A 25,116-nucleotide genomic window follows, 5' to 3' on the forward strand; every position below is an offset into this window, starting at 1 on the left:
TAAAAAGTCGAAGCCATGTCAAAATAGACATGGCTTTTTTTATTACTTATTCCTCTCCACAATAGCCAAACCTAAACGAATTTTATCATAAGATAATTTTTCTTCAAAATGATCGAAATAAGGTTTTAGTGCTGTAGGATATTCTAATTCGACTTGTGCTTTATGCAAAAGCTTAACTTCTTCGTCAGAAATAAACGGACTTAAATCGATATCATTTCCATCACTATACAATTTAGCCAAATGTGAAATAATGGTCGGAACTCCAAGTTTTCGTCTTTCAGCAATTTCTTCTACCGAAATACCATCTTGATATAATTCTAAAGTTGCTTTATACGTGTTGCCTTCTTTCTTTTTCTTAGAATTTTCGTTCTTTACTTTTTCATAATAAACAATAGCATCGATAAACTCAGAACCATACTTTTCTAATTTTGCTTTTCCGACTCCATCAATCGTAAGGAATTCCTCTTCGCTCATTGGCCTTACTATTTCCATCTGCCTTAATGCAGCATCACTAAAAATTACATAAGCTGGAACTTCTTCATCTTTTGCAATTTCATAGCGTAATTTTCGAAGTATTTCAAAAAGAGAGTTTTTCGCTGGTTTAGCTTTTGCTTCTTTGATTTCGTTTTTATCAATTATTTTTTTAACGACAGTCGTTAATTTTACTTTTTCGCCTTCAAACAAAACTTTCTTTGCAAAAGGAGTAAGGAGAATTTTATTATGTTGATGAAAAGCAATTTCGCAATAGCCTAAATTAATAAGCTGAATAAGATACTGATTCCAATCGTACCAAGAAACGTCATCGCCAATTCCGTACGTTTTTAGCGTTTGATAATTTTTTTCGTAGATATATGCATTTTTGGAGCCTCTTAAAAAATCAACAATTACTGCTAGAGGTTCAGATTCTTTTAAACGCACAATAGCAGACAAAGCTTTTTGCGCGAGAATCGTCCCATCGAAAAATGTTGGAGGATTTTTGCAAATATCGCAGTTTCCGCAATTCTCCGTAACCAGTTCGCCAAAATAAGAAAGCAGAATTTTTCTGCGACAGCTTACAGCATCGGCATATTGCTTCATACGATCCAATTTTGCCAATTGAATATCAGAATTGAGTCCTTCAGAGGCAAATTTCTGCAACTGAATTACATCGGCATAACTTTCAAACATAACCGTTTCGGCTGGAAGACCATCACGGCCAGCACGTCCAATTTCCTGATAATAGCCTTCAATATTTTTAGGAAGATTGTAATGAATCACCCAACGGACATTCGATTTGTCAATTCCCATTCCGAAAGCAATTGTAGCACAAACCACCTGACAGTCATCATTAATAAACTGATCCTGAGTTTTAGCACGTGTTTCATTATCCAAGCCTGCATGATAGGCTTTTGCTACAATACCGTTTTTTCTTAATTTATCAGCAAGTTCTTCTGTGGTTTTACGGCTTAAGCAATAAATTATTCCCGATTCATTGGGTTTCTTTTCAATAAAATCTATAATTTGCTTTACACGATCCAAAGCGGGACGAACTTCTAAACTCAAATTTTTTCGATCAAAAGAAGCTATAAAAGTTTTTGGATTTTTTAGCTTTAATTGTTTAGTTATATCGGTTCTTGTCGCTTTGTCGGCCGTAGCAGTTAAAGCTAAAACTGGAGTAGAAGGGAAGCGGCTTTTTAAATAACCAAGATTTGTATATGCAGGTCTAAAATCATGTCCCCAAGAAGAAATACAATGCGCTTCGTCAATGGCTATCAAACTAATATTCAATTCATTGAAAGCCACATCTAAGTAAGAAAGACTTTCTGGTGCAATGTAAACTAATTTAAAATGATTTGATTTTAGGTTATCTATATAATATTGCTGCTCTTGCGAGGATTGTGTGCTATTGATATAACAGGCAGAAATCCCATTGGTTTTCAAACTATCGACTTGATCTTTCATTAAAGCAATCAGAGGCGATATTACAATGGTAATTCCTGGCAGAATTAAAGCTGGAAGCTGAAAGCATATTGATTTTCCCCCACCAGTAGGCATAATCGCTAAGGTATCTTGACCAGATAAAATAGTATTGATTATAGTTTCTTGATTTGGTCTGAATTTTTCAAAACCAAAATTTTCTTTTAACGTGGTGTGTAGTAATTCTGAATTCATTAGGCAGATAATTTATAAAACCATTAGTAAAACCGAAAATAGATATTTAAAAATAATCTTACAAATTTTAAATAGTTTTGTTATAATTTATAACAATTCATAAAAAAAGGAACTCTAAAAAGAGTTCCTTTATATTTTAAAGAAATGAATTAATCTTCATCGTCTTCATCTTCTTCGTCATAATCAGTATCTGCTTTATCATCGTCGTCATCGTCATCATCACCGCCGTCAGTATCAGGTTTGTCTAGATTTTCGTCTTCATCATCGTCATCATTACTAATATCGTCATCAAGATCCATTCCTTTAACTGGTGCAATTGCATCTACATCAACATCTAAATCGTCATCTTCATCGTAGTTTTCAATTCTGTCAGCAAGTTTAGTACTAATTTTTACCAAATAAATAGTGTCTTCAGTACGAACTTCTACAGCTTCGACCAATTCGTTTTTAGCATTTCTAAAACGGATTACATCCGAATCATCATAACCATCAGGAAATTTTTCAACCAAAAGGTTTAAAATTTCGTTGGTAAGTTTGGCGTAGTCTACTATAACTCTTTTCATAAATTATCTTATAAATCTAATAAGTATGCAAAAATTAACGGAGCAACAATTGTAGCATCCGATTCAATAATAAATTTAGGGGTTTTGATGTCTAATTTACCCCAAGTGATTTTTTCATTTGGAACTGCCCCAGAGTAAGAACCATAGCTAGTTGTTGAATCTGAGATTTGGCAGAAATAACTCCAAAATGGAACATCGTGCATTTCCATATCTTGGTACAGCATAGGAACAACACAAATAGGGAAGTCACCAGCGATACCACCACCGATTTGGAAGAATCCAATTCCGTTTGAACTGTTTTTAGAATACCAATCTGCAAGGAAAGTCATGTATTCGATACCAGATTTCATGGTAGACGCTTTTAATTCACCTTTAATTACGTATGAAGCAAAGATATTACCCATAGTACTATCTTCCCATCCAGGAACGATAATTGGCAAGTTTTTCTCTGCAGCTGCATACATCCAGCTATCTTTTAAGTCAATTTCGTAATATTCTTCTAAAACGCCAGACAATAACATTTTATACATGAATTCGTGTGGGAAATAACGCTCACCTTTGTCGTCTGCGTCTTTCCAAATTTTGTAAATATGTTTTTGTAAACGACGGAAAGCTTCATGCTCAGGAATACAAGTGTCAGTAACACGGTTTAATCCTCTTTCTAGTAAAGCCCATTCGTCTTCTGGTGTCAAATCACGGTAGTTAGGAACTCTTTCGTAGTGAGAATGAGCTACTAAATTCATGATATCTTCTTCTAAGTTTGCTCCAGTACATGAAATAATATGCACTTTGTCTTGTCTGATTACTTCGGCAAAAATTTTACCAATTTCTGCTGTACTCATTGCTCCAGCCATACTTACCAGCATCTTAGCACCATCAGCTAATTGCTGCTCGTATGCTTTTGCAGCATCTACCAATGAAGCAGAGTTAAAATGCAAATAGTGTTTTTCAATAAACTGACTGATTGGTCCTTTCATTTTTTTTGTTTTTTTTTGAATTAAAAAGTTTAACCTTTTTGGATGTTAATGCAAATTAAGAATTTTTAACAAAATTCTATTACTTAATCTGCCGTTTTTTTTACAACTTTTTTTTGTAGCCTAAAATCTTTAAAACATCGTCTGAAGTCTGCTGTTCTGAGAAAACCTCAGTTGCCAGAATTCCATTTTCATCACGATCAATTAAAATATGTTTAGGCTGCGGAATCAAGCAGTGGTGCAGACCACCGTATCCTCCAATTGTTTCTTGATAAGCGCCAGTATTAAAGAATCCGATATATAACGGCTTTTCTTTGTTGTACTTAGGCAGGTAAATTGCATTCATGTTTTGCTCAGAGTTGTAATAGTCGTCACTATCACAAGTCAGACCTCCCAACAGTACCCGCTCGTAAGTATCATTCCAGCGGTTAATAGCCAGCATGATAAAACGTTTATTTATAGCCCAAGTATCTGGTAAAGTGGTAATGAAAGATGAGTCAATCATGTTCCATTTTTCTCTATCATTTTGCTGTTTTTGGTATAAAACCTGATAGATTGCACCACCGCTTTCACCTACAGTAAATGATCCAAATTCCGTAAATATATTTGGAACATCAACTTCGGCTTCATCACAAGCAATTTTAATCTGATTGATAATTTCATCAATCATATATTGATAATCATATTCAAAAGCAAGTGAGTTTTTAATAGGGAAACCACCGCCAATGTTCAGTCCGTCTAGTGTAGGACATTCTTTTTTAAGAGCAATGTAAACTTTAATACATTTTACAAGCTCATTCCAATAGTATGATGTATCGTTGATTCCGGTATTGATAAAGAAGTGAAGCATTTTCAGCTCTAATTTATCATTCTCCTGAATTTGTTTTTTATAGAAAGAAACAATGTTTTTGTAACCAATACCTAATCTAGATGTATAAAACTCAAATTTAGGCTCTTCTTCAGCAGCAATACGGATTCCAATTTTGAATTTTCCTTTAATTTCTGCCTGAAGCAAATCTAACTCTTCGTAGTTATCAATAATCGGAATAGTATTTTTATGTCCGTTGTTGATTAATCTAGCGATATTACTGATATATTCGTCTCTTTTGAAACCGTTGCAAATTACAAATGTACTTTTGTTGATTTTTCCGTTTTCTAATAAATTCTCCACAATATTAACATCAAAAGCAGATGACGTTTCGATGTGAATGTTATTCTTGAAAGCTTCATTCATAATGTATTCAAAATGAGAACTTTTAGTGCAATAACAATAGTAATATTTTGCGTCGTATTTATTCTTCTCCATTGATTTTCTGAACCAAGCTTTTGCTTTGTTGATGTTTTCAGAAATCTGAGGCAGATAAGTAAACTTTAATGGCGTACCATATTGTTCAACCAATTTCATCAAATCAATATTGTGAAACTGAAGGTTGTCTTTGTTTAGTTTAAATTCCTCTTGAGGGAAGTAGTATGTTTGGTTTATTAGATCAGAATATTTTGTATTCATTTATTTGTCAATGTTTAGAGATTGTAATTATAATTTAATTTAGGTTTTTGGGGACTAAATCTTAAATTCAAACTCTAATATTGGCGAATATAATAGGCAGTTTTTCGTGCTCGGCTTTTGTACATTGGAAAACATCGATACAAAAAGGGCTTTTACTATTGTAGAAACGGTTCAACATTCTTAATAAAGAACTGCTGAGTCTGTTTCTGTAAGAGCTAAAGTGCCTTTGCTGCTTGTTTGTTTTCATGGGGCAAATGTAAAAAATAATATATACCAAATGCAATGCTTTTGATTAAAAAAAGTTTAAGATTTATAATCCTCAAACGCTTCTAGAATCAATTTATTTTCAACGGATTGGTTAATTTTTATTTTTCCGATTCCTTCAATTAATGCAAATTGAATTAAACCGTATTCATTTTTTTTGTCATGAATCAGCAATTCTAAGATCGGATCGATGTCTTTTTCTTCAAAAATTACATCGTCATAAATGTCTTTAATAATAGTTTTGATTTCTCTGTATTCTTCTTCAGAAATTAATCCTTTTTGAAGCGAAATATAACTTTCCAAAATCATTCCGACAGCAATAGCTTCTCCATGCAGTAAAGTCGTTTTTTCTTCGCTTTCTAAGAAGTACCCTTCTATAGCGTGCCCTAAAGTATGTCCGAAATTTAAAGCTTTACGGATATTTTTCTCCGTTGGATCCTGAATAACGATTTCATTTTTAATTTCAACAGAACGATAGATCAACTGATCTAATTCGTCAAAAACAATTGATTTTAAATCTGAGAACTGTCTCCAATATGGCGCATCATATATTAAACCATGTTTTAGCATTTCTGCCAAACCAGAGCGCATTTCGCTTTGCGGTAAAGTTTCCAAATAATTGGTATCAATTAAGACCATTTGAGGCACATTGATAACTCCAATCTGATTTTTAAGATTTCCTAGATCAACTCCAGTTTTTCCTCCAACAGAAGCATCAACCATAGATAATAGAGTAGTTGGGATATTGATAAAATCGACACCTCTTTTAAATGTAGAAGCCACAAAGCCTCCTAAGTCTGTAACAACGCCACCACCTAGATTAATGATAAGCGATTTTCTGTCGGCACCAAGTTCTGTCAAAATATTCCAGATCTCAATACAAGTTTCTATATTTTTATTGGCTTCACCAGCTTCAAATTCAATAATTTCAATTGCCAATTCTGTTTCTAGAAGCGGAATAAATTTAGACAAACAATACTCATTGGTCTGATCATCTACAATTATAAAAATATTCGAATATTTACTTTCTCTTAAATGTTTATTTAAAGCTTCGTAAGCATTCTCATTAAAATGCACGAGATAATTATTGGCTTGAATAGATTGCATAATTCTTTTGTTAATTGAAAGCGCAAAATACGGCATTTTTAACTAATTAATCCCCAAACTATTTCTATTATTTAAAGAAAAAAAATGTTCAAAATGAGCAAATCAGTGTCATATATAACTTTTAGAATTAGCCGCAATTTTGAATCGCAGGATTATTTCTATCAATAAACTTTTTATCAAGCGCTATTCTATAATACTTGCATGCATTTGCCTTGTCTTTTATAAATTGAAAGCTCATACCAAGATAATACTCTGTTTTACCATCATTCAAGCCTGGTTTTTGGAGTGCTTTTGTCAAATTAAGAATAGCTTTGTCGTACTGGCCATTTTTCAAATAATAAAAACCAATATTCTGCAATACATAAATATTATCAGGATCAATCTTTAATGCACTTTGATAAGTTTTAAGCGCCAAGTCTGGTTTTGATTCAGATTCATAACGCTGGCCTTTAATCAAATAATCGGTAATGAGGAAAGCATTTTTCTGTGACAGAAGTGTACTGTCTTTCGGCATTTTTCTTAATCCAGAATCTAGGAACTCAACAAGTCTATTATATCCTGCACCTGCATTTTGCAAAGATTTTGCTGTTTTAACCCATTCTTCAGGGATATTTCTATAAGTAGAAAATAGTGTGTGATTTTTTAATAACTGTGTGGTATCTTTTTTTGCAGTCGAATACATTGACACAGTCTTATATAAGTCATAATTTCGTGGTCGCGCAGAATAAGCTCTTTGGGCATACACATAAGCACTATCCAAATTGCCTTTTTTTGATGAAATAACTTGTTTGTAAAAATCAATCCTTCCAACATAAGGGTTTATCTTTTCTGCTTTAGAAAAGCATTGTAGTGCTTTGTCAAAATTGTTTTCACGAATAAAATAAATTCCAGCATATTCATAAAAAGACTCAGAAGAACTAAAAACGTTTGGATAATCTGGCATTTGCTTCAAAACTTCATCTCCCGTTAAAACTCCTTTAGTATTGTTATTTATATCATCGGACAAAATCATATATTGAAGGTGCGAAGCTTTGCAAATATGATAGGCTGTATAACTCGTAAGCAATGAAAGTGCTATTAATGCAATAGCAATAGTTTTGGTATTTAATCTTGTTGCATTTAAAATTTCAGAAGTCTTAGAATTATTCAAAATCGTCAATGCAAGTATTAGAGCAAAAAATATTGACATAGTTGGTCTGTACATCGGGAAATTGAAAAAAGAGTCAATTCCGTAAACCAAAACCAGCATCAAAGCTAATACAGCAATGTTTTTTGTCTGTTCTGAAGATGATTTTATTGTGTTTTTTAAATTAATAAAAAACAATAGGGCCAATAAGGCAAAATAAAGCAAACCGTTTAAAATTCCAGTTTCTGAAGTGATTTCTAAAAAATCATTATGTGTGTGCAATGAAACAGTAGTGTCATCTGAAATGTATTTCTCATAAGGAATTGATTCTATTCGATAATTTCCTAAGCCAATTCCGAGTACTGGATTTTTTTGTGCTAGTTTTAATGCATTTTCCCAATACAACAATCTGACATTTGCAGAAGCATCATTTGTATTGATTTCTCCAATTCTATTTTGTAGAGAAACATAACGGCCACTGTCTTTCGATTTTTCAAAAATAGAGTTCGCAAATAATACTGAGATTAAAGTCGGTATAATTAATAATAAGATTTTAGTAAAAGTAGTTCTGACAGCTTTGTATTCTCTTAATAAATAAATGATATACACAGTATATATTGCAAACAAATCTAAAAGTGCAGTTCTCGCGCCTGTTAAAAAAATGACAGCTGTTACCGAAAAAAGTGCGAACAGCAGAAAATATTTTCTCAAACCATTATAATGTACAATACCGAGAAGTAAAAATGGTACTTTGATGCTAAGGCTTGCCGCAAGAATATTGATATTTCCTGTATTTCCTTTCATATTCGTAAGAAGGTCTATTATAGAAGCCCTTTTAGGAATAATTATAAAATGACACAGTTCCTGCCAAGATTGTAAAAAGGCGAAAATACCAACTATAAAAACAATTTTGAAAAACAGTTGAAGTTTGTCTTTTAGTAATATAGAGAGATTTAGAAATAAACAAAATACAACTAATATCTGTGTCATTTTTGTAATAACTAAAGAAGTATTTTTAGCTACAAAGAAACTAGCAGCACAGAGTACTAAAAATATAATGTAGATTTTAAGAAATTGGCTTTTTTTCCAGATTGAAAAAAATGTTGGAGGGATTAAAGCATTGTTTACATACAAATATATCCCTGCCAATAAATTAAGAAAAGACAAATACAGAAATTGAATATTGATAATTTCTGTAGTCTTAAAATAAGGCATAAAATCTATCAACAGAAGTAAAATAATAAAAAAACAAATCAGAAAATCGGGTATATTTTTACCTGCTTTTGTTTTATCTATAATCTCATTTACTGTCATTCCTTTCATCGTGATATAGTATTTTTTGCAAAAATAATCAAAATTAGGGATATTTTCTGTCATTTTAAGCCAAACTTTCATTTTGCCAGATTGATAATTTAAAAAAATATGCTATGTTTTAGTGAACAATATTCAAAACAGTCTATATATTTGCATAAAAAATAAACTTAATGGAAAAGATATTCGATAACACGCAGGTTGCATTTTCACTTAAAAGTGACACAGAACTTGACAGAGCTTACTTTCTTTTTAAAATGATTGACAGCGAACCTCTTGTGAGAATTGGAACTGCTGTTACTAATTTTGCTATCAAAGCACATTTACCTGTAGAAGGATTAATACGTGCTACTGTTTTTGACCATTTTTGTGGTGGTGTAAACGAAAATGACTGTCTTACTGTGGTAGACAAAATGTTTACAAAAGGTGTTTCTTCTGTATTGGATTATTCTGTTGAAGGAAAAGAAGAAGAGGAGCAGTTTGATGCTGCTTTGGAAATGACATTAAGAACAGTAGAATTTGCTAAAGAACGTCTTGCGATTCCGTTTGCTGTATTTAAGCCAACTGGTTTAGGCCGTTTCGAATTGTATGAGAAATTGGGCGAAAAACAAACACTTAATCCTGCTGAACAAGCGGAATGGGATCGAGTAGTAGCTCGTTTTGATAAAATCTGTAGTGAAGCTCATAAAAAAGATGTTGCCTTATTAATTGATGGTGAAGAAAGCTGGATGCAGGACGCTGCTGATGATTTGGTTACCGAAATGATGCGCAAATACAACAAAGACAAAGCAATTATATTCAATACATTACAAATGTACCGTTGGGATCGTTTGGATTATTTGAAAAAGCTTCATGAAATTGCAAAAACAGAAGGTTTCTATATCGGAATGAAATTGGTTCGCGGGGCTTATATGGAAAAAGAAAACAAAAGAGCGGAAGAAAAAGGGTATGTTTCTCCAATCTGTGTTTCTAAAGAAGCTACTGACGTAAACTACGATAATGCGGTACAATATATGTTAGAGCATATTGATAAAATGGCCATTTTTGCTGGAACTCACAACGAATTAAGTTCGTACAAATTAATGGAAATGATGGCGCAGAAAGGAATTGCTAAAAACGATCCTAGAATCTGGTTTGGTCAATTATACGGAATGAGTGATAATATTAGCTACAACTTAGCTGAAAACGGTTATAACGTTGCCAAATATTTACCATTCGGACCTGTAAAAGATGTTATGCCTTACTTGATTCGCCGTGCTGAAGAAAATACTTCGGTTGCTGGTCAAACAAGCCGCGAATTATCTATGATTAAAGCGGAGCGCAAACGTAGAAAAGGGAAATAAATCTAGATTTTAGATTTTAGATTTTTCATAATAAAAAAGTCCAATTGCTTTGCAATTGGACTTTTTTATTGGAATTTGGAATTTTAAAAAATTGGAATTTATTTAAGAATTACTAAACTGCAAGTTACTTAGATTCTTATAAATTCCGTTTTCTAAGTTTATTAATTCCTGGTGAGTTCCTTCTTCAGATATTTTTCCGTTATCTAGAACTAAGATTTTATCTGCATTTCTAATGGTAGAAAGTCTGTGCGCAATAATAATGCTTGTTCTTCCTTCCATTAAAACTTCAAGAGCTTCCTGAACCAGTTTTTCGCTTTCACTATCTAAAGACGAAGTGGCTTCGTCTAAAATCAAAATACTCGGGTTTTTAAGCAATGCTCTTGCAATTGCAATACGTTGGCGCTGTCCTCCAGAAAGTTTAACGCCGCGCTCTCCAACCAAAGTTTCAAATTTCTCAGGAAATCCGTCTACAAAATTAAATGCATTGGCTTGTTTAGCAGCTGCAATAATTTCTTCTTCTGTAGCATTTGGATTTCCGTAAGCAATATTTTCTCTAATGGTTCCTCCAAATAAAATTACATCTTGAGGCACAATACTCATATTTCCGCGAAGATCTTCCAAATCATAATCTTGAATCTTTTTACCGTCTACTATTATTTCTCCAGAAGTGATATCATAAAAACGCAATAGAAGCGAAGAAATAGTCGATTTACCGGCACCACTTGGTCCAACGATGGCAATTTTCTGTCCAAATTCAGCATTAAAATTAACATCTTTTAAAACCTGAATTTCTTTTCTTGAAGGATAACTAAAAGCAACGTTTTTGAAAGTTACATTTCCTTTTATTTTTTCTACAGCAGTAAGTCTTGGTTTAGCATTAATTTCTTCTGGAGTTTCTTCTAATAATTCAAAAACACGCTCAGTTGCTCCAACCGCTTTTTGAATCTGAGCGTACATTTCGGCAATTCCGCCAAAAGAAGCTCCGATAAATGTTGTATACAATACGAATGAGATCAAATCGCCAACGCCTTCAACTTCTCCTTTAATCGTTAAGGTGATTCCGTACCAAACTACGGCAACAACACATCCAAAAAGACATAGAATAATAAACGAAGCAAAGTAACCTCTGTATTGACCGCCTTTGATGGCAATTTTTACAATTTCTCTAATCTTATTTTTATAGCGCTGAATTTCGTACCATTCGTTTGCAAATGCTTTTACATTGCTGATTCCTTGTAGAGTTTCTTCGACAATAACTTGGCTTTCGGCTACTTTATCCTGTGTTTTTTTTCCATATTTACGAATAAATCTTCCAAAGATTACAGCCGCAACCGCCACAAGAGGAACTATTGCCAGCATCATTAAAGTCAGTTTCGGACTAATGCTTCCTAAAATTACAAAACCTCCAATGATCAAGATAAATTGACGCAGAAATTCGGCGATAGTTGTACTGAAAGTATCTTGCAATTGCGAAATATCAGCACTAATTCTACTATTTAATTCACCAACACGTTTCTGGGAATAAAACGACATTGGTAATTTGATTAAGTTTTCATATAAAGCAAAACGAATATTTGAAAGTGAGTTTTCTGTAAAATTTACAAAAAGTGAAATTCTAAAGAAAGAGAAAACAGCCTGTAAGACCAAAATCGCCATTAATCCCATTGCAATTTCGTTTGCTCTAGAAAGGTCTTTATTGGTAACGCAATCTACTAGCATTCCCATCAATTTAGGAAAGGCTAGGGCAGTGGCACTGGTTAAAAAAAGGAAAATCAAACCTAGGAAAAATTTCCATTTGTGGTTTTTAGCATATTTAAAAATTCGAAGTGCTTTTTGAAGGGAGTTAGAGTTTAATTTAGCTTTCGGTAAATCATTTTCTTGAAATCTTGCCATTTGAATATACAATTAAGGTACGCAAAGGTATGACTATAGCAAATGAATACAAAAAGATTATGTCGAATTACCCTAGACGGATATGATTTTTAACTAAATTTAAGAAATTGCAGATTTTTACCCTGTTTTAATTCCTTGATAAATAGATTTCTAAACATTTTATCAAAATTATTTTTCACATTTTTCAAAAAAAGGCTTGGAAATATAAAATCTAGCTGTATATTTGCACTCGCAATCACAAACGATAGCAACCTAGTAAAATAGGGCGATTAGCTCAGCTGGTTCAGAGCACCTCGTTTACACCGAGGGGGTCGGGGGTTCGAACCCCTCATCGCCCACCAAGAAACTCCTTAAGAAATTAAGGAGTTTTTTTATGTCTGTTTTTTTCAAAAACTAATATATTAGCTCAGCTGGTTCAGAGCATTCCGATTAGTATCGGAAGTGGTCGGGGTTCGAACCTTCCGATGAATCGGAACAAGCTATCATTGCCCACCAAGAAACTCCTTAAGAAATTAAGGAGTTTTTTTATGTCTAATATTTTTCAAAAACTAATATATTAGCTCAGCTATTTCAGAGCATTCCCATTAGCATCGGATTTTAAAACAACCAAAAAAAGCAACAACTAAAAAAATGAAGCATAACATCGGTAATTATTCTATTGAAAAATTTGAGAATGGAAATTTAAAAATTGATTATAGAAGAAGCCTAAATGATTATTACTATATTTTTTGTTATTTACTCATTTCAGTTGCTATTTTCTATGTTTGTTACCAATTATCAATTAATCTACTTAACAGAGAATTTAATCTGAATACAGGTTTAGCTTTTTTATTTTCAGGTATATTATTTATTGCAGGCCTATATTTTGCATCTGTTTCATTTGAGACATTCATTAAGCCAACATCGAATGTTTTTTATATAGAAAATACTAAAGAAGTTTTAAAAATAAAATTGAATCTTTTTAGGAAAATTCAAGTTCAATTTTCTGAAATAAAAAATTTTGAACTTGGAGCAAATGACATTACGATAGTTTCACATAATAACGGAAGAATATATAAAAGGCAACTATATATTAATAGGCTATATCTAAAATATACAAACAATAAAGTTGTGAAAATACACCAATTTGAAAAGCCTAATTTACTTATTTCGTTCTCTGAAAAGAAAAACAACAAATCTTTGAAAGACACAAGCAAACATATAACTGACTTAATATCAAAAGAATGTAATAAAAATTATTTCTGGACAGGGACTAAAAAAGAATAAAAATAATGGTTCACAACTAAGAAACCTCCAAAGTCATTTGATTTTGGAGGTTTTTATGCATTTTACTTTAAGAACTTATTTTATTATACTTCCACAGCTAATTTCTTTTCCATTAATTCTATAAAAAAGATTTTGTTCTTTTAAATAAAGTTCTGTTCGTAAGGTTCCTTTGGCGCCTTCAGCAACGCATAACATTACAACATAAAAACCTGTTGATTGTTTAGGAGCTATGGTTCTTTTTAACGAAGATAGTTTACTGATATTAGTATCTAAGAAAGATTCTATGTTTTCCAATCCATAATTAAACTTAGAAATTTTATCAAGTGTCATTTCATCTGAAGGAATTACTATTTTAAAGTATTGACCAGGCAAAGAAGGTATTTCGTATGAGTTTACAGGAATACTAATTTTCAATTCAAAAGCGTTAGCAGTTTTATTTATAATTCGTGTCCAAAATACTGCATAAATATATTTTTTACCATCAGGAGCAGCATATTTCATTCAGCCTCTAGGAAAACTGTTTTGTATGGTTATTTTTCCACCTTCAGAATTGGAATACTTATACTTTGAATAAACTGATAGCTCTTTATTTTTTAATGTTTTAGCAGCACCATTTGTTGTTTTTGGTATTGATTTATCACCTTCTTTACAAGAAAAAGTTATTATTGCGATCAAAAATGATATAATATTTCTGCTTAATTTTTTTGATAAGTTCATTTCTAGCCTTTATAAGATTCATTATCTAAAAAAAGCAACATAGTTTTCTTTTTTAGCTTTCTGATAGTTTGCAATATAAGCATCTAAAAATCCACTTTGTTTTAAAAACTGCAATGGGTCTTTTATATTCAATATTTCATCAATTGCTTTTCGTTTGTCTTGCTGATTGTAGAAATAAGCTTCTGTTATTTTATAGCCAATCCAATATCATAAATCATTGGGTCTGTCGTCTTTTTTGGAAGTTCCGTACAGCCAATCCTGATGATCTGTGTTTTTTAATCGGGCTACAAATTCTTGGCATAATTTATCCTTATTTTGTTCTCCATATTGGTACGAAAGCTGATTAATGGCATCTCCCGAAATAAGTTCACCAATAAAATCTGCACCGCCTTCAAGCAAGCACCATTTTAAGAGCATGTCTGTGCCTTGTATATTTTGCTGATAATGTATCAATTCATGTGCAATTAAACCAGAAATTCCGTCCAGATTTTGAAGTTTTTCAGTTCCAATAATAATTCCTTCGGGAGCAGAAGTTCCGCCCGAATTAAATCTTCCATAAACAAAATAAATAGGAGGGAACTTTGCATTTGGATACCAATATTTTAATGCGCTATAACTAGCTCTAACTCGCTTTTCTTTAGCAGAAATATTGTCTAACACATGTCTAGAAAGCTCATAATCAGCTTTTCTTTTCTTGACAACAGCAAAAAGAGAATCAGCGTTGATTATTCTGTTTTCTGTAAAAGCCTTAACGCCAGGAGAGCCTTTTTGCATATATTCCAAAAATGGATTTTCTTTTGATTTGTCCATTTTATCAAAAGCTGCCCAAAAACTTTTTGTATCTGCTATTTCAAAAACCGCATCTAGTGGATTTAATGAGAAATTATTCTGCCCAAAAACAGAATTTTGAAGATAAATTAAGGCAAAAAGAATAATATACTTTAGTTTCATGTTTTTTCAGATTATTGAATAAGGTTGGTAAATCTGAGTTAGATTAAATTCTCTAATAAATATATTTTAAATATAACAAAAAGCTTTTAGCTCTTGTAAATCTATAGAAAAATCAATAAATTACAGTCAGTATAAAAAACTTAAAATATATAGATGAAAGAGCAGAAAGATTGGTCAATAGATGAAATACAAAAAATATGGCAATTGGTTTCTAGACTGCACAATAGTCAGAAATACGGAGGATCGAAAGATGGAGAACAAGTTGAATATATAAATCATATTGGAAGTGTTGTTTTTGAAATTTTTAAAGCAATTCAATTGACACCTTCTATAAATGCCGATTTAGCCATAAAATGTGCTATGCTGCATGATACTATTGAAGACACTGAAATATCGTATGAAAAAGTAAAAGATCTTTTTGGAAATGAAGTAGCAGATGGAGTTTTAGCATTGAGTAAAAACAGCCAAATTGAAAGCTCATCTGAAAAAATGCTGGACAGTTTAAGAAGAATAAAACAACAGCCAAAGGAAGTTTGGGCAGTTAAAATGGCCGATAGAATATGTAATCTCTACGAACCGCCATTTTATTGGAATGATGAGAAAAAGCTCATATATATTGAAGAAGCCGAAACGATTTACCGCGAATTGAAAGATGCAAATGAGTATTTAGCTGAAAGATTAAAAAACAAAATTAAAGAATATCATCGGTTTGTGGAATCGTCCAAAATTGAATCATAGCAAAAAAGCTCCTCATCAAATTGAGGAGCTTTGTTCTTCTTCCTTCGTCAATCTATCCAACTCTTTCAATAAAGTTGGAAATCTATATTCTCCCGCCATGCTTTGTACTTTTTTATAAGCTTCATCCAAATCAATTCCGATAGAAGTGATGTAAAGCGGTTTCTTGCTATCGCCTCTGTAAAGTGCTTTTTTATTCTTTTCTATAGAAGCAAAATTCGTTTTGGCAACACCAATAATTGGTATTTCCTTGTTTAGCTTCTCGTATAGATAACCGCCTAAACCGTATTTGTTTTCGTCATCTAAATAAACAAATCCGTCAACTACGATAACTTCAATCGTCGAGAGATCAATTTGTTTTAATAAGCTTATAATACAAGGCAATTCTCTTTTATAAAATTCACCGGGAATATATTCTTCTACATTGTCTATTGTTTCAGAATGAATTTTAAAGTTTTTATCTTCATTCCATTCTGCAAATTCAAGACAGATTGTTTTTGCTTTTTGGTCAAAATAATAAGTATCAAAAGCTAAGATCATGTTGGTATGGTATATTTATTTGGGATTTACTTTCTGCAATTCGGCGTACATTTCATTTAAAAAGGACTGCTGCTTCTTATCGTCTTTAAAATAGCGCTGATTGTTGACACTACAATCTTCTATATCAGCAATATTCAGTTTATTAAAAGACCAATCGTCAGTGTTTCTTATTGTAATTCCTAAATCATCATTACAGCTTTTCCACAATTCTGAGAATTTAGTTTTTTTATCATCACTCAACTTGTTAAAGTCAGCCGTAACGGTATAACCGTGCATTTCTGAATTGAAAAATTTATCAATAGATTTCACAGGAACACCGCCCCAAATTAATTCTTTTCCAACAGGAAATTCAATTGTTTTCAATTTTTCTTCGCTTAATTTATGCTCCATTTTTCCTTCATTAAAAAAGCTCTCTTCGTAAACCAATTTTGTGCCTATTGGAACTTGAATTTTCTTTACTATTATAGGTTCAGTAGTTATGAAAAAAGGATAATTAGGCGCTGAATTTCCACCGGTCGGATTCATGTTTCCGACACAGCCTGCTAGCAATATAGAAAACAATAAAGATAAAGGCTTAAAAATTTTCATAGAGATCTTTTTTCTTTCAACAGCATATTGAAAGTCTAAATTTAGAAAAACCTTACAAAGAATAGCGTTCTAAGAGTGAATTAATTTAAAAAGTTTTGTGTACAGCGATATCATTTCAAAAATCAAAAAAGCTTTATCATTCTCTTGCAGCCATTTAAGCGATAAATTTAGTAACTTAGTTACAAATCAAAAAAACTAAAATTATGATCACTAAAATGATATGGGCCAATTTGGTTTCTAACGATATACAGAAAACTATTCAATTTTATACTGCTCTTGGTTTTAAACAAAATGGAGCTGAAACAAAAGAATTGGTAAGTTTTGTTTTTGGAGAAAATGATTTTGTAATTAATTTTTTTGCTCCAAAACGATTAGAAGATGCTGTAAAAGGAAAACTATCCAACACGGCTATCGATAACGAAATTGTATTTTCTCTGTCTGCCAGCAGTGTAGAAGAAGTAGATCTTTGGTATGAAAAAATAAAAGAAATCAACGGAACAATTTACTCTGAACCAGAAAATTTTGAAGTTGGCTATACTTTTGGTTTTTCAGATCCTGACGGACACAAGTTTAATTTTTTGTATTGGCCTGGAATGTAGTTTTTAATTAAATTACTTATAAATATTTCCCCTAAACCGTATTTTTACTGTATGAATTCACAGATAAGTTTTATTAAATTCGCGGCTTTAAAAACAAAATTAATGAAAGCCAAAATAATTAGACTACGTGATTTCTTAACTCGAAATAAAATTTTCTTCGAAGTTATAACTGCTACTGCACTAACATTCACTGGAATCATTGTTTCTATTACAGCAAATACTATTGCAAAACAAGCAAATATAATAGCTGATACCGCTAACGCTATAGCAAATAATGCCAATAAAATTTCTCAAGTTCAAACTAAAATTATGGAGAGCGAAAATACTCCAAAAATTGAAATCCAACGAAAAGATATTTATCCTGATCCTAGTATAAATAGCTATGTAACAGAATGGTATATTTATAACAACAACAGTAAAATATCCAAATTTGAATTTGAAAAGGAGCGATCGTATATTGTTTATGAAAAAACAGATAATGAAGTAATTAATATACCAATAGTAAAATATTTTAATGACGAAGGAAAATTGATATCCCAAAATGAAGGACTTATATACAAGTTTGATAACAGACACTGTTTTCAGCAAGAATCGGTTTTACGCCAACAAATGTCAAATTATGGAAATGTTTCTATAAAAAGCTACATTGAGATATCATATGAAAATATTTCAGGAAAAAAGGAAATAAAACATTTTCAAGTTCTTCCTTTAATTCAGCCTATTGATGATGAAGAATGGAAGTCAATAGAAACAAATTGGATAAGCCATAGTGATAATGCTATTCATATTGAAAAGGTTGAACAAAATATTGTTTTCTTAAAAAAATACAAACAGTAATAGTTATTTAAGAATTACTAGTTGTTATTTTTTTTTGCCATAAGACAAATTCTCAATAAAAACTTATGACTAACTTTCGTGCATGAAAGAATTAGTAAATTACATATTACAGTTTGGCAATTTAAATCAGCAGCAGATTGATTTGATTTTGACGAAAGCCCAAGAAAAAGAAATTAAAAAAGAAGACTATTTTTCTGAAGCTGGAAAAATTGCTGCTGAAGTTGGCTTTATCGTAGACGGCATAATGCGTGTCTGCTATTACAACAACAAAGGCGAAGAAATTACAAAATACTTTATAGACGAAAATAACTTGGTCGTAGACTTAGAAAGTTTTGATAACAATATCTGCTCGTCTGCTTATGTGCAAGCCGTTACAGATTGCAAAGTTATCGTGTTTTCTAAATCAGATTGGCAAGAATTACTTAACACGATCGTAGGCTGGGACACAATTGTACATAAAATCACTTCAAAAGCGTTAATTCAGAAAGTGGCAAGAAGAAGTCCGCTGGTTTCAGAAGACGCCACAACGCGTTATTTATCTTTTATGGAAATGTTTCCAAAAGTAATTAATCGAGTTCCGCTTTCGTATTTGGCTTCGTATTTGGGAATTACACAATCTTCTTTAAGCAGAATTAGAAAAAACATCCGTTGAAATCGCTTTTTGCCATATGGCAAATGTTTTTGTTTTTAATCGATGCAACTTTGCCTCAGATAATTTAAATAGATAAAAATGAAAACAGTATTAATTACAGGTGCAAATAGAAGCATTGGTCTAGAAACGGCTAAACAGCTTTCAGCAAAAGGATTGTTCGTTTATTTAGGAACTCGTGATCTTGCAAAAGGAGAAGAAGTGGTAAAAGAATTGAATGAAAAAGGATTTCAAAACATTCAAGCCATTCAAATTGATGTTACCAATGCAGAAAGCGTTTTAGCAGCAAAAAATACAGTAGAAAAGGAGCAAGGCAAATTGGATATTCTGATTAATAATGCTGGAATTCTGGGAGATACTCCGCAAGATGCTTCGACAACTTCTATAGAAAGCATTCAAAAAGTTTTTGATACGAATTTCTTCGGAGTGATAAGCGTTACGCAGACTTTCATGGAATTATTGAAAAAATCTGATAGTCCTAGAATCAGCAACATTACTTCGGGATTAGGTTCACTGACTTTACACAGCGATCCAACTTGGAAATATTATGCCATAAAAGCGGTTTCGTATGTTTCTTCTAAAACGGCTTTAAACGCGTTTACGGTGACTTTAGCTCATGAACTGAAGGATCTGAAATTCAAAGTAAATTCAATAGATCCAGGTTATACAGCAACCGATTTTAATCATCACAGCGGACCGCAAAGTGTTGATAAAGCTGCCAGTTTTATTATAAAACATACTTTGGTTGACGAAGATGGACCAACTGGAAAATTTTTCAGTCCAGATATTGAAGATGAAAGCGAAGAAAGTCCATGGTAAAAAGAAGAAAACCTTTCAAAGTCATTGATTTTGGAAGGTTTTTATCATTTTAATAACTATTGTTTTACTAGAAAAGTGGTAAATTTAGCCCGTTATTAATTTTTAAGAAGCAAAATAATGTCCATTACAACCGAAGCAGAGTTAGCAGGAATGAAAAAAATAAGTGAAGCAGTCGCTTTTACTTTAAAAGAAATGAGAAAATTTGCCAAACCCGGAATATCAACAAAAGAATTAGACGATTATGGAGGTCAAATTTTGAATGATCTAGGAGCGAAATCTGCGCCATTTCTAACTTACGGATTTCCTGGTTGGACTTGCATTAGTGTTGATAATGAGTTTTGCCACGGAATTCCATCTGAGAAAAGAATCTTGAAGGAAGGCGATTTAATTAATATTGATGTTTCTGCAGAGTTAGACGGATTTTGGTCAGATAATGGAGGATCTTTCGTAATTGGTTCTGATGTAAATGAACACCAAAAATTAGTTGAAGCTTCTAAAGATATTTTATATAAAGCAATTCACAGCATAAAAGGTGGAGTCCGTATTTCTGATATCGGATTTTTAATTGAAACTGAAGCTAAAAAACGCGGTTATAAAGTGATTAAGAATTTAACGGGACATGGAGTAGGGAGAAGTCTTCACGAAGCGCCGCACGAAATTGCGAATTATAGAGATCGCTTTAACCAAACGAGATTTAAGAAGAATTCTGTCGTTGCTATTGAAACTTTTATTTCTACGGCTTCAACTTTTGCCGAAACCTTAAAAGATGGCTGGACAATGGTTGGAAACAAAGGCGGTTTTATGGCTCAGCACGAACATACCATCGTAGTTACAGAAGGAAAACCAATTATTTTGACCGAAATGAATGAAATTTGGAATTAAAAAAACGTATAAAACCAAAACTCCATTAGAAATAATGGAGTTTTTGATTTTTAAACTGCTTCCCAAAGTTCAATTTTGTTGCCTTCAGCATCCATTATATGAACAAACTTACCATAATCGTAAGTCTCGATATTATCAAGAATAGTAACGCCATTTTCTTTTAATTGCTTTACGAGACCTTCAATATTCTGGACGCGATAATTGATCATAAAATCCTTTTTAGAAGGAGAGAAGTAATCGTCTCCTTTTTGAAAAGGACTCCATTGCAGCGAATTTACCAGATCGGGATTTTCTAAATCTCTCGATTCAAAAGTCGAACCCCAATCGTTTGTGTCTAATCCTAAATTTTTAGAATACCAATTCTTGGTTTCACTTGGATTATCCGAAAAAAAGAAAATGCCTCCAATTCCAATTACTTTTGGTGTTTTATCATCTTGATTTTCCATAGCAATAACTATTTAAATTTCTAAAATTAATCTTTTTTAGTTGAATCTAAGTTATTAAATAAATGCTTGCATTTTCATTTTTTATGGTTTTAAGCTATATTTACACAACCGACTTAAGTAAAATCATATTGTCATGAACACAGAAAGAATTTACAAAATACTATTTTCTAGCGTATATCCATTATACATTCAAAAAGTCGAAAAGAAAGGGCGAACAAAAGAAGAATTAGATACTGTAATTAAATGGTTAACAGGTTATAGTGACACGCAAATTAAAGAACAAATTGAAAAGAAAGTAGATTTTCAGACTTTCTTTGCCGAAGCTCCAGAACTCAATCCGAATGCTTCTAAAATTACGGGAGTTATCTGCGGTTATCGTGTCGAAGAGATTGAAGATCCATTAATTCAAAAATTGCGCTATCTAGACAAATTGGTCGATGAAATTGCCAAAGGCAGGAAAATGGAAAAGATTCTAAGAGAATAAAAAAAGACCTTCAAAGTTGTTTGAAGGTCTTTTACTTTTAAACTCGTAGTAAACCGCGAAAACCTCTCGCAGCGTAATAAGAATCGGCGCCGTTGTGATATACAAAAACGGTATTGTATCTGAAATCGGAGAATATGGCGCCTCCTAATTTTCGTATTTCTGGCGGAGTTAAAATCCAGCTCGAAGTTTTGGTATCAAATTTTCCTAGCTTTTGCAATTCTTTGTATTGCTCTTCATTTAAGATCTCAATTCCCATTTCTTGTGCCATATTTATAGCGCTGTCAGCGGGTTTGTGTTCTTTTCTTTTTTCGAGCGCTTCATGGTCGTAGCAAATACTCCTGCGCCCTTTCGGACTCTCAGTGGAGCAATCTACAAAAAGATATTCATCTGTGTTTTTATCGTAACCAATAACATCTGGTTCGCCTTCAGTTTTTTCCATTTCGTCAAGCGATCCTAATTTTGCTGGATTTGCTTTTAGTTTGGCTTCAATTTTTGCCCATTCCAAATTTTCATGGCGGTTTTTATTATTCTCAAAACGTTTTTCAAGAATACTTAAAAGTTCTTCTTGCTCGTTTGCTGTCAGTTGTTTTTTCATGTTCTTTAGTTTTAATTAGAAGTGCATTTTCTGTTCTCTGGTCTGAAATACCACGAAATTACAGTCAAAACAATTAATAAACTTGGTCCAAAAAGTGCAGATGCATCATCTCCAACGGCTAAATGCGAAACAACCGCTCCAGACATGGCAAAAAAGAAACCGGCATAAGCCCATTCTTTTAATAAACCAAATTTCGGAATTAAAATGGCAATAACACCCAAAAGTTTCCAAACGCCTAAAAGCGTTAAAAAGTAAAGCGGATAGCCCAAATGCTGTATCATTTCAGCTTCTTCTTTTACAGGTATAAGCTGTACAATTCCGGTTGCTGTCATTCCTAGTGCCAGCCAAAGCGTGGCAATCCAATAAATAATTCTATTTCTTTTTGACATGATTATTTTATTTTAGGTTAGTTACAATTTCTTCTAGTCTGTTATGTGCCATATTTAAACCTTGAGCAAACGGCAGTTTCAATTGCGTCATTCTATGCTCAATAGATCTATATATGATCTGCATAGTTAATTTACTCGTATCATCCGTTATTTTTTCGAACTCTAAGAATTCCAACTGAGGAGCAAAATTGATATTATCCATTTCAAAAGTGCGAACAATTTTTTCGTTTGGAACAAAATCATGAATTACGCCATTTGCTCTAAAAACGACATTTCCGTTAGCATCGCTGGTTTCAAATTCCCATCCGCCATGTTTCTTATTTTCTAATTTTATAACTTTTGTCCCCATCCATTGTGCCACAATTTCAGGTTCAACATAAGCTTTAAATAGCAATTCTACTGGCAGATCAAATTCTCTTGTAATCACAAGATCATGCCTGTTGTCTTCTGCGTGAATTTTGGTTTTCTTTTCCATGGTTTATTTTTTATAGTTTTTCATAATTGCTTCTAACTTATTAAAACGTTCGTCCCACATTTTTCTAAATGGTTCGATAAACTGGTCAATTTCTTTCATTTTTTCTGGATTTAAATGATAATAAATTTCTCTTCCGCTTTGTGTCTGATGTAATAGTTCGCATTCGTTAAGAATTTGAATATGTTTTGAAATCGTCTGTCTTGACGAATTAAAATTCTCCGCAATTGCCCCAGGAGTCATGGCCTGAACAGCAACTAAACTTAAAATAGCTCTTCGTGTAGGATCGGCTATGGCTTGAAAAACGTCTCTTCTAATTTCCATTACGCAGTTATTTGACTGCAAATATAATGCAATCATTTGACTGCGCAAAATAAAAATGGAGAAACTTCAAAAAAGAAATTCCAAATTCCAACACTAAAAGAATTGGAATTTGGAATTTCACAAATTGGAATTTTCCTTATTTTTAAAGCTTAATTTGATAAGATTCAGTTAAATATTCATTTTCAGAATATCCATTTGTTTTCCACAATAACAAATCATTTAATAGATCTAAAGTTGGATTTTCAGAAGATCTATTATCGTAAACTTGCGCATAATCGCCAATAATCCATTCTGCTTTATCTACTTCTTTGTACTTAGAATGTTTTTCTAGTAGCGCAGTTGGGATTTTGAAAGGTTTTATTGTTGAACTTCCTGCACTTTCTTTACCATTAAAATTGAGAATGTAAGTAAAGCTATTAGCAGCATATTTGTTTTTATAAAATGAAACACAGGTTCTCGAAAGTGTTTTGTCTGGAAAAACTGAAGCATGTTTAAATGTATATTGATCTCCAGTTTTGCTTACACTTTGCCCTTGAAGTTCCTTTATAATAACAGAAGAAGGAATCTCTTTTTTATTACTTTCAGCGACGTAAGAAGTACTTCCAGCTTTTGCCGAATAAGCCAACCTCCAAAAACTCATAGGCACTTCTTGATTGTTGCTCAAGTACCAAATGTTTTTACCTTCACTAATATGATTAAAAGATCTAACAATATCCCTTCTATCAGCTTGCTTGTTGTAGGTATACAAAAACATGTTTTCATACGGAAGATTATTTGAATTTACTTCCACAGCTTTAATCTCTGTAGGTGCAAAATCACTTTTATTTAAGGTAATAACATCGTTATCTCCAGGATAATTCTGGATAAGCGTATCTAAATCTAAATACTTCACGTACGGTTTGTTGGTGCTCTTGTCGAAGATTAATAACTGATATCCATATTTCTTTTCTTGAGCATCATTTCCTTTCGTAAGAGTAACATCAGCATAAGTGTATCCATTTTCGACTTTATTCCATTTTAGGCTGGTAAAAGTTACGTTACCGCTATAGCCAAAATAAGCCGTACTCATGAATCCATTTTCCATTGGCGCATTATCATCTCTTTTTCCAAAGTCTTCTACTTTAATCTTAAAAGTTTTGCGATATGTTTCTTTATATAACTCAAAATTCTGTTTATTAGAAAAAGTTTTGCCTACAGGAACACTTTTTATATGCTGAATCGTAATACCATTAACTACCTGAAAATATAATATATCAATCTTATCTCCATTATATTTTCCTTTTAAATTCCATTTTAATGAATCACCTAAACTGCCGTAATTCAACAATTCGCCTTCAGGAGTATAGGCTGCAAGATAACCTTTGATATCGCCATTGTAGGCATTACCAAAATCTACAGAGAATAACACCTTAGATTGCTGGTCAGGAGTTGGTGTTTCTGTCGCTTCGTCATTTTGACAGCTATAAAGAAATAATGCAAAAAATGCACTTAATGCGAACTTACAGTAAAAATGTTTCATAATTAGGAAAGATTTAGGATTATTTTTCAAATATATAAATTTATCTGAATTTAATTACAAGTTAG

The 25,116-nt window shown here is 32.3% G+C and carries 27 protein-coding genes and 1 tRNA gene; 10 read left to right on the forward strand and 18 right to left on the reverse strand.

All coding sequences use genetic code 11. The features are described 5' to 3' along the window. Nucleotides 1–42: 42 nt before the first annotated feature. The 6 genes from recQ to ACWA1F_RS07035 form a co-directional block, all read right to left on the reverse strand. A complete protein-coding gene (gene recQ / locus ACWA1F_RS07010; RefSeq protein ID WP_456892785.1) occupies nucleotides 43–2,151 on the reverse strand; it encodes a DNA helicase RecQ in 2,109 nt (702 codons plus the stop codon). Nucleotides 2,152–2,300: 149 nt separating this feature from the next. After that, on the reverse strand, nucleotides 2,301–2,714 hold the full coding sequence (locus ACWA1F_RS07015) for a DNA primase (RefSeq protein WP_306155051.1): 414 nt from the start codon (nucleotides 2,712–2,714) through the stop codon (nucleotides 2,301–2,303). A gap of 8 nt (nucleotides 2,715–2,722) precedes the next feature. Further along, a complete protein-coding gene (locus ACWA1F_RS07020; protein ID WP_095931202.1) occupies nucleotides 2,723–3,691 on the reverse strand; it encodes a deoxyhypusine synthase family protein in 969 nt (322 codons plus the stop codon). Between the two features lie 100 nt (nucleotides 3,692–3,791). After that, the gene (locus ACWA1F_RS07025; RefSeq protein ID WP_306155055.1) at nucleotides 3,792–5,195 is read right to left on the reverse strand and encodes a type III PLP-dependent enzyme domain-containing protein; all 1,404 of its coding nucleotides are present in this window, start codon (nucleotides 5,193–5,195) and stop codon (nucleotides 3,792–3,794) included. 303 nt (nucleotides 5,196–5,498) lie between these two features. Beyond that, a complete protein-coding gene (gene aroB / locus ACWA1F_RS07030) occupies nucleotides 5,499–6,566 on the reverse strand; it encodes a 3-dehydroquinate synthase (RefSeq protein WP_306155057.1) in 1,068 nt (355 codons plus the stop codon). A gap of 127 nt (nucleotides 6,567–6,693) precedes the next feature. Next, entirely contained in the window at nucleotides 6,694–9,069 is a 2,376-nt protein-coding gene (locus tag ACWA1F_RS07035) for an O-antigen ligase family protein (protein WP_456892789.1), read from the reverse strand. Between the two features lie 107 nt (nucleotides 9,070–9,176). On the opposite strand from ACWA1F_RS07035, the gene ACWA1F_RS07040 reads away from it, so the two are divergent. Beyond that, on the forward strand, nucleotides 9,177–10,346 hold the full coding sequence (locus ACWA1F_RS07040; RefSeq protein ID WP_456892791.1) for a proline dehydrogenase family protein: 1,170 nt from the start codon (nucleotides 9,177–9,179) through the stop codon (nucleotides 10,344–10,346). A gap of 102 nt (nucleotides 10,347–10,448) precedes the next feature. Here the strand turns inward: ACWA1F_RS07040 and ACWA1F_RS07045 are convergent, their stop codons facing one another. Further along, nucleotides 10,449–12,239 carry an ABC transporter ATP-binding protein gene (locus ACWA1F_RS07045; protein WP_456892793.1) on the reverse strand — a complete coding sequence of 597 codons (1,791 nt, stop codon included), beginning with the start codon at nucleotides 12,237–12,239 and terminating at the stop codon, nucleotides 10,449–10,451. A gap of 263 nt (nucleotides 12,240–12,502) precedes the next feature. On the opposite strand from ACWA1F_RS07045, the gene ACWA1F_RS07050 reads away from it, so the two are divergent. Both ACWA1F_RS07050 and ACWA1F_RS07055 read left to right on the forward strand, forming a co-directional pair. Continuing rightward, a tRNA-Val gene (locus ACWA1F_RS07050) sits at nucleotides 12,503–12,580 on the forward strand. A gap of 289 nt (nucleotides 12,581–12,869) precedes the next feature. Beyond that, a complete protein-coding gene (locus tag ACWA1F_RS07055) occupies nucleotides 12,870–13,505 on the forward strand; it encodes a hypothetical protein (protein ID WP_456892795.1) in 636 nt (211 codons plus the stop codon). 75 nt (nucleotides 13,506–13,580) lie between these two features. Here ACWA1F_RS07055 and ACWA1F_RS07060 read toward each other — a convergent pair whose 3' ends face one another. The 3 genes from ACWA1F_RS07060 to ACWA1F_RS07070 all read right to left on the reverse strand — a co-directional run bounded on the left by ACWA1F_RS07060 (nucleotide 13,581) and on the right by ACWA1F_RS07070 (nucleotide 15,173). Continuing rightward, nucleotides 13,581–14,006, reverse strand: a complete 426-nt coding sequence (locus tag ACWA1F_RS07060; RefSeq protein ID WP_456892797.1) for a hypothetical protein — start codon at nucleotides 14,004–14,006, stop codon at nucleotides 13,581–13,583. Next, entirely contained in the window at nucleotides 14,007–14,222 is a 216-nt protein-coding gene (locus ACWA1F_RS07065; protein ID WP_456892799.1) for a hypothetical protein, read from the reverse strand. 207 nt (nucleotides 14,223–14,429) lie between these two features. Continuing rightward, complete coding sequence (locus ACWA1F_RS07070) at nucleotides 14,430–15,173, reverse strand: DUF2268 domain-containing putative Zn-dependent protease (protein WP_456892801.1); 744 nt, start codon at nucleotides 15,171–15,173, stop codon at nucleotides 14,430–14,432. Nucleotides 15,174–15,326: 153 nt separating this feature from the next. Between ACWA1F_RS07070 and ACWA1F_RS07075 the strand changes: the two genes are divergently transcribed. After that, nucleotides 15,327–15,911, forward strand: a complete 585-nt coding sequence (locus ACWA1F_RS07075; protein ID WP_456892803.1) for an HD domain-containing protein — start codon at nucleotides 15,327–15,329, stop codon at nucleotides 15,909–15,911. A 15-nt stretch (nucleotides 15,912–15,926) separates the two neighbouring features. On the opposite strand, the gene ACWA1F_RS07080 is transcribed toward ACWA1F_RS07075, so the two are convergent. Continuing rightward, nucleotides 15,927–16,448: an endonuclease V gene (locus tag ACWA1F_RS07080; protein ID WP_456892805.1), complete on the reverse strand. Its 522-nt coding sequence runs from the start codon at nucleotides 16,446–16,448 to the stop codon at nucleotides 15,927–15,929. A 15-nt stretch (nucleotides 16,449–16,463) separates the two neighbouring features. Further along, nucleotides 16,464–17,036: a hypothetical protein gene (locus ACWA1F_RS07085; protein WP_456892807.1), complete on the reverse strand. Its 573-nt coding sequence runs from the start codon at nucleotides 17,034–17,036 to the stop codon at nucleotides 16,464–16,466. Nucleotides 17,037–17,239: 203 nt separating this feature from the next. On the opposite strand from ACWA1F_RS07085, the gene ACWA1F_RS07090 reads away from it, so the two are divergent. From ACWA1F_RS07090 to map, 5 genes are all read left to right on the forward strand, one after another. Next, nucleotides 17,240–17,635, forward strand: a complete 396-nt coding sequence (locus tag ACWA1F_RS07090; protein ID WP_456892809.1) for a VOC family protein — start codon at nucleotides 17,240–17,242, stop codon at nucleotides 17,633–17,635. Nucleotides 17,636–17,737: 102 nt separating this feature from the next. Continuing rightward, a complete protein-coding gene (locus tag ACWA1F_RS07095) occupies nucleotides 17,738–18,472 on the forward strand; it encodes a hypothetical protein (RefSeq protein ID WP_456892811.1) in 735 nt (244 codons plus the stop codon). An 82-nt stretch (nucleotides 18,473–18,554) separates the two neighbouring features. Next, on the forward strand, nucleotides 18,555–19,124 hold the full coding sequence (locus ACWA1F_RS07100) for a Crp/Fnr family transcriptional regulator (protein WP_456892813.1): 570 nt from the start codon (nucleotides 18,555–18,557) through the stop codon (nucleotides 19,122–19,124). A gap of 78 nt (nucleotides 19,125–19,202) precedes the next feature. Further along, entirely contained in the window at nucleotides 19,203–19,940 is a 738-nt protein-coding gene (locus ACWA1F_RS07105) for an SDR family oxidoreductase (RefSeq protein WP_456892815.1), read from the forward strand. A gap of 117 nt (nucleotides 19,941–20,057) precedes the next feature. Further along, nucleotides 20,058–20,822 carry a type I methionyl aminopeptidase gene (map, locus tag ACWA1F_RS07110; protein WP_456892817.1) on the forward strand — a complete coding sequence of 255 codons (765 nt, stop codon included), beginning with the start codon at nucleotides 20,058–20,060 and terminating at the stop codon, nucleotides 20,820–20,822. 50 nt (nucleotides 20,823–20,872) lie between these two features. Here the strand turns inward: map and ACWA1F_RS07115 are convergent, their stop codons facing one another. Next, nucleotides 20,873–21,268, reverse strand: a complete 396-nt coding sequence (locus ACWA1F_RS07115) for a VOC family protein (RefSeq protein ID WP_456892819.1) — start codon at nucleotides 21,266–21,268, stop codon at nucleotides 20,873–20,875. A gap of 133 nt (nucleotides 21,269–21,401) precedes the next feature. Here ACWA1F_RS07115 and ACWA1F_RS07120 point away from each other — a divergent pair, with 133 nt between their 5' ends. Continuing rightward, a complete protein-coding gene (locus tag ACWA1F_RS07120) occupies nucleotides 21,402–21,752 on the forward strand; it encodes a DUF2200 domain-containing protein (RefSeq protein ID WP_306155094.1) in 351 nt (116 codons plus the stop codon). Nucleotides 21,753–21,789: 37 nt separating this feature from the next. On the opposite strand, the gene ACWA1F_RS07125 is transcribed toward ACWA1F_RS07120, so the two are convergent. The 5 genes from ACWA1F_RS07125 to ACWA1F_RS07145 form a co-directional block, all read right to left on the reverse strand. After that, entirely contained in the window at nucleotides 21,790–22,347 is a 558-nt protein-coding gene (locus ACWA1F_RS07125) for a DUF4256 domain-containing protein (RefSeq protein ID WP_456892821.1), read from the reverse strand. 11 nt (nucleotides 22,348–22,358) lie between these two features. Beyond that, complete coding sequence (locus tag ACWA1F_RS07130) at nucleotides 22,359–22,736, reverse strand: DoxX family protein (RefSeq protein ID WP_456892823.1); 378 nt, start codon at nucleotides 22,734–22,736, stop codon at nucleotides 22,359–22,361. A gap of 7 nt (nucleotides 22,737–22,743) precedes the next feature. Further along, a complete protein-coding gene (locus ACWA1F_RS07135; RefSeq protein ID WP_456892825.1) occupies nucleotides 22,744–23,211 on the reverse strand; it encodes an SRPBCC domain-containing protein in 468 nt (155 codons plus the stop codon). A gap of 3 nt (nucleotides 23,212–23,214) precedes the next feature. Continuing rightward, the gene (locus ACWA1F_RS07140; RefSeq protein WP_306155102.1) at nucleotides 23,215–23,532 is read right to left on the reverse strand and encodes an ArsR/SmtB family transcription factor; all 318 of its coding nucleotides are present in this window, start codon (nucleotides 23,530–23,532) and stop codon (nucleotides 23,215–23,217) included. 142 nt (nucleotides 23,533–23,674) lie between these two features. Further along, nucleotides 23,675–25,051 (reverse strand): hypothetical protein, encoded by a 1,377-nt coding sequence (locus ACWA1F_RS07145; RefSeq protein WP_456892828.1) that lies wholly within the window; start codon nucleotides 25,049–25,051, stop codon nucleotides 23,675–23,677. Nucleotides 25,052–25,116 lie beyond the last annotated feature (65 nt).

It is taken from the genome of Flavobacterium erigeronis (assembly GCF_054075165.1).

Coding starts and splice junctions, on each gene's coding strand:
- ACWA1F_RS07095 (WP_456892811.1), top strand. CDS start 17,738: ATGAAAGCCAAAATAATTAGACTACGTGATTTCTTAACTCGAAATAAA.
- ACWA1F_RS07025 (WP_306155055.1), bottom strand. CDS start 5,195: ATGAATACAAAATATTCTGATCTAATAAACCAAACATACTACTTCCCT.
- ACWA1F_RS07020 (WP_095931202.1), bottom strand. CDS start 3,691: ATGAAAGGACCAATCAGTCAGTTTATTGAAAAACACTATTTGCATTTT.
- ACWA1F_RS07060 (WP_456892797.1), bottom strand. CDS start 14,006: ATGAAATATGCTGCTCCTGATGGTAAAAAATATATTTATGCAGTATTT.
- recQ (WP_456892785.1), bottom strand. CDS start 2,151: ATGAATTCAGAATTACTACACACCACGTTAAAAGAAAATTTTGGTTTT.
- ACWA1F_RS07045 (WP_456892793.1), bottom strand. CDS start 12,239: ATGGCAAGATTTCAAGAAAATGATTTACCGAAAGCTAAATTAAACTCT.
- ACWA1F_RS07090 (WP_456892809.1), top strand. CDS start 17,240: ATGATCACTAAAATGATATGGGCCAATTTGGTTTCTAACGATATACAG.
- ACWA1F_RS07125 (WP_456892821.1), bottom strand. CDS start 22,347: ATGAAAAAACAACTGACAGCAAACGAGCAAGAAGAACTTTTAAGTATT.
- ACWA1F_RS07040 (WP_456892791.1), top strand. CDS start 9,177: ATGGAAAAGATATTCGATAACACGCAGGTTGCATTTTCACTTAAAAGT.
- ACWA1F_RS07065 (WP_456892799.1), bottom strand. CDS start 14,222: ATGAACTTATCAAAAAAATTAAGCAGAAATATTATATCATTTTTGATC.
- ACWA1F_RS07085 (WP_456892807.1), bottom strand. CDS start 17,036: ATGAAAATTTTTAAGCCTTTATCTTTATTGTTTTCTATATTGCTAGCA.
- ACWA1F_RS07100 (WP_456892813.1), top strand. CDS start 18,555: ATGAAAGAATTAGTAAATTACATATTACAGTTTGGCAATTTAAATCAG.
- map (WP_456892817.1), top strand. CDS start 20,058: ATGTCCATTACAACCGAAGCAGAGTTAGCAGGAATGAAAAAAATAAGT.
- ACWA1F_RS07035 (WP_456892789.1), bottom strand. CDS start 9,069: ATGACAGAAAATATCCCTAATTTTGATTATTTTTGCAAAAAATACTAT.
- ACWA1F_RS07080 (WP_456892805.1), bottom strand. CDS start 16,448: ATGATCTTAGCTTTTGATACTTATTATTTTGACCAAAAAGCAAAAACA.
- ACWA1F_RS07075 (WP_456892803.1), top strand. CDS start 15,327: ATGAAAGAGCAGAAAGATTGGTCAATAGATGAAATACAAAAAATATGG.
- ACWA1F_RS07135 (WP_456892825.1), bottom strand. CDS start 23,211: ATGGAAAAGAAAACCAAAATTCACGCAGAAGACAACAGGCATGATCTT.
- ACWA1F_RS07140 (WP_306155102.1), bottom strand. CDS start 23,532: ATGGAAATTAGAAGAGACGTTTTTCAAGCCATAGCCGATCCTACACGA.
- ACWA1F_RS07055 (WP_456892795.1), top strand. CDS start 12,870: ATGAAGCATAACATCGGTAATTATTCTATTGAAAAATTTGAGAATGGA.
- ACWA1F_RS07130 (WP_456892823.1), bottom strand. CDS start 22,736: ATGTCAAAAAGAAATAGAATTATTTATTGGATTGCCACGCTTTGGCTG.
- ACWA1F_RS07015 (WP_306155051.1), bottom strand. CDS start 2,714: ATGAAAAGAGTTATAGTAGACTACGCCAAACTTACCAACGAAATTTTA.
- ACWA1F_RS07105 (WP_456892815.1), top strand. CDS start 19,203: ATGAAAACAGTATTAATTACAGGTGCAAATAGAAGCATTGGTCTAGAA.
- ACWA1F_RS07115 (WP_456892819.1), bottom strand. CDS start 21,268: ATGGAAAATCAAGATGATAAAACACCAAAAGTAATTGGAATTGGAGGC.
- ACWA1F_RS07120 (WP_306155094.1), top strand. CDS start 21,402: ATGAACACAGAAAGAATTTACAAAATACTATTTTCTAGCGTATATCCA.
- ACWA1F_RS07070 (WP_456892801.1), bottom strand. CDS start 15,173: ATGAAACTAAAGTATATTATTCTTTTTGCCTTAATTTATCTTCAAAAT.
- ACWA1F_RS07145 (WP_456892828.1), bottom strand. CDS start 25,051: ATGAAACATTTTTACTGTAAGTTCGCATTAAGTGCATTTTTTGCATTA.
- aroB (WP_306155057.1), bottom strand. CDS start 6,566: ATGCAATCTATTCAAGCCAATAATTATCTCGTGCATTTTAATGAGAAT.